This is a genomic window from Bacillus sp. D48C (genome assembly GCF_053345735.1).
Genome location: NZ_JBKFAQ010000030.1, coordinates 1 through 3,262, shown reverse-complemented (window position 1 = coordinate 3,262; position 3,262 = coordinate 1). Strand labels below are relative to the sequence as shown.

Annotated in this window: 3 protein-coding genes and 2 pseudogenes; all 5 read left to right on the top strand. The window is 34.5% G+C overall.

Translation table 11 applies throughout. The annotated features are described in order from the left end of the window. Nucleotides 1-885, top strand: a pseudogene (locus tag ACLBXA_RS29235) (VirB4 family type IV secretion system protein); the annotation flags it as partial. 4 nt (nt 886-889) lie between these two features. Further along, nucleotides 890-2,017 carry a bifunctional lytic transglycosylase/C40 family peptidase gene (locus ACLBXA_RS29230; protein ID WP_071714078.1) on the top strand — a complete coding sequence of 376 codons (1,128 nt, stop codon included), beginning with the start codon at nt 890-892 and terminating at the stop codon, nt 2,015-2,017. 20 nt (nt 2,018-2,037) lie between these two features. Then, a complete protein-coding gene (locus ACLBXA_RS29225) occupies nt 2,038-2,310 on the top strand; it encodes a hypothetical protein (RefSeq protein ID WP_098251500.1) in 273 nt (90 codons plus the stop codon). Nucleotides 2,311-2,323: 13 nt separating this feature from the next. Then, nucleotides 2,324-2,902, top strand: coding sequence for a MerR family transcriptional regulator (locus ACLBXA_RS29220; protein WP_447617733.1), 579 nt, complete (start codon nt 2,324-2,326; stop codon nt 2,900-2,902). Nucleotides 2,903-2,923: 21 nt separating this feature from the next. Beyond that, nucleotides 2,924-3,262: pseudogene (locus ACLBXA_RS29215) on the top strand (hypothetical protein); the annotation flags it as partial.

The following is a 3,262-nucleotide window of genomic DNA, read 5'->3' as shown; positions in this document are numbered from 1 at the left end:
ATTAAAGAATATGAAAATTTGCTTCGTAAATTATATATTCGTATGGGATTATGGAATGACGAAAAAGGAGCGAAAAATGAAATTACAACAAGAAAACCAAAAGAATATCCGATTTTCTCTAACTTTTTAATGTTTGTTCGTAAAGAATTATATCAAGATGTAGAAGCTAGAAAGCATCATGATAATTTAGGAGACAGTAGAATTCATCGTTTAGAATTAATTGAATTAAATCTTACAAATTTAGTAGAAGCATATGCAGAATTATTTGATGGTCATACTACAATTGAAGATTTCAAGAAAGAACAAGTTGTATCCTTTTCCTTACGGAATATATCCAGCTTTAAAGCAGAAGTATTCCAGGCACAGATCTTTAATGTGTTAAATCTCCTTTGGGATGAAATGATTTCAAATGGTGCGCCTCAATTAAAAGCCTTTAATAAAAAGCAACTTGCCTTTGAAGATGTAATTCGTTATTTCATTATTATTGACGAGGCGCATCATATTATAAATACGAAAAAAGAAAGCGCCCATGCACTACAATTTTTAACAAAGCTTAGTCGTGAAGATCGAAAGTACTTTGCAGGACTTTTATATGCAAGTCATACAATTCGAGATTTTGTACCGGAAGGATCTTCGCAAGAAATGATTGATGAAATTAAAAAGCTATTTGAACTTACACAGTACAAATTTATTATGCAGCAAGATAATAACAGTTTAGATATGTTACGAAAAGTATTTGCAGGACAGTTAAGTGAAAGTGAAATTGCAGCGATTCCACATTTGCCAACAGGGGATGTCATCTTAAGTATTGGGGCTGTAAAAAACATTCACTTCCATGTAGAGGTAACGGACGAAGAATTAATGTTATTCGGGGGAGGTGCTTAATACTATGCATCTAGTTTTAAAAGTTATACCAAAGAAATGGCTCATCACTTTAGCGCTACTTGTGATGGGTCTTTTTTCTTTTCTTTTACTTGGAGTGGTTAGTATTTTCATAGCAGCAATGGGGAGCGATAGTGGAACAGACACAGGTGATATTACGTATACAGGAGAAGGGCAAGTCATGAATGTTTCGCCCGAAGTTTTAAAATGGGAGCCAACGATTCGGAAGCATGCGAAAGCCTTTGGTGTGGAACCGTTTGTTGCTTTAATGCTTGCACAAATGATGCAAGAGAGTGGAGGACGTGGTAGTGATCCGATGCAGAGTTCCGAAGGCGCATTTAATACGAAATATTGTAAATCACCGAACTGTATTACAGATCCAGATTACAGTATTTGGGCTGGTGTACAGGAGTTTAAACATGCGATAGAAAGAGCCGGGGTAACGAGTCCAGGGGATATGGATCATATCAAAACCGCCCTTCAAGCTTACAATTTCGGAACAGGATTTTTTGATTTTGTTGGTGCAAATGGTGGCAAGTATACGAAAGAATTAGCAATTAAATTTTCACAACAACAATATCAAAAAGTGAAACATACAGGAATGTACCATTGTTTAAGACCGGAAGCCGTACCATATCAAGCGTGTTATGGCGACATTTTGTACGTTGACGCAGTTTTAAAATATTATCAGCCGGGTTCTGTCGTTTCTGGTGGAGGAGGAAATCCAGGAAGTGGAGGAAGTAGCGGTTCAAAAGTTGCCGATGTAGGTCGCCAATGGATAGGGCGTTCTACCTATGTATTTGGTGGAGGACGTAACACAAATGACATTGCAAGAGGGATATTTGATTGTTCAAGTTTTGTACGCTGGGCATTCGAACAAGTAGGGATGTATACCAGTCCGATAGGAGCCGTAAGTACGGAAACATTAAATAAAATTGGTACAAAAGTATCAGCAAATGATATGAAACCGGGTGATGTTATTTTCTTTGATACTTACAAACATGATGGGCATGTTGGCATTGTAATTGATAAAAATACTTTCATTGGTTGCCAAACAAATAAAGGTGTTTCTATTGAAGATTTAAATAATCCGTATTGGAAAAAAGTCTTTTCTGGTCACGTAAGGCGATTCTAGAAAAATAGGAGTGTGAAAAAATGTTGTCGTTAGATAGATCAAAAGTGTATCTATTCTTAATAGTTATGGCTGTCAATTTAGTATTAGGTCTTGTAAGTGCAAATATTGATTTAATCGTTGCGGTTCCGTTCTTAGCACTTACGGTATTTATTGCAGTTAATGATGAAATTTTAGAGGAAGCTACAAAAGGTAAAGTAACCACATTATTTAAAAAGAAGACAGAACTAATACTATTAATCTTGTTATGTCTTCTTTGTTTTTGTTCAGGAATTTTAATTTATAGACTCATGTAAAGGAGAAATTGATATGAAAGATAAACGAAAATTTTTGTTTATTGTGTTTGTCATTTTAGTTGTAGGTGTGACAGCTTTTAATATCTATTTGAGCAAAAAATCAATGAGTGATGGCAAAGAAAAACAGTTAAAACTTTCAAATGAATTACTAACAAAACAAAATGAAGACTTAAAAAACCGATTGGATAAGGTGCTTCCTTCCGCACAAGAACAACAGAGAAGGGCATATTTATCGACAGCCGAAACGTTTATTCAATTATCATTTCATCGAGAAAAAGAAGGCTACAGTGAGCGAAAAGAAAAGGCAAAATCCATTATGAGTGAAGAACTATTACAACAATTTTATCCTACTGATAAATACGAATTAGGAGATACGTATAAAACGAAACCAATAGAAATGAAGTTTTATTTACAAGAAAATGAACCCGATAAAGAGGAGGTAAATGTGTTAGCTGAATTTATAAATGTCACGACAGATGCAACGCAAAATCGAGAAGAAAAAGTAAACAATGTGTTACGAATCATCATGAAAAAAGAAAATGAAACATGGCGAGTTACAAGTGTGGAAGAGTTAAATATGAAAGTTTTATAACGAAAAAGGTGGGGTGAGAGTGTGATAGGAGCGATTGGTAAGAAGAGTGAAAGAATCAATCTAAGAAAAAATAAGTCGTGGATCTACTTAACAATTATCAGCTTTCTATTTTTGGGTTTTTTCGCTTTCTTGACATCAAAAATTTACATGCCAAACGATGAAAAACTATTCCATACAGAGACAAATAAGGTAATTAAGTTGTCGGGTATGGGGAAATTGATTGTAGAGAAAAGGGAATACAATCCACATAAAAACTTTATACAGATTTACTTTCGATTAGAAGGATATGAGGAAACAGGATATACATTTAAAGCACAGCAAAAAGCAAATCCAGGTGTTCAATTACCTGTCAAAGTATTG

Bases quoted from the DNA above. Each gene is read 5' to 3' on its own strand.
- ACLBXA_RS29230 (WP_071714078.1), top strand. From the start codon at position 890: ATGCATCTAGTTTTAAAAGTTATACCAAAGAAATGGCTCATCACTTTA.
- ACLBXA_RS29225 (WP_098251500.1), top strand. From the start codon at position 2,038: ATGTTGTCGTTAGATAGATCAAAAGTGTATCTATTCTTAATAGTTATG.
- ACLBXA_RS29220 (WP_447617733.1), top strand. From the start codon at position 2,324: ATGAAAGATAAACGAAAATTTTTGTTTATTGTGTTTGTCATTTTAGTT.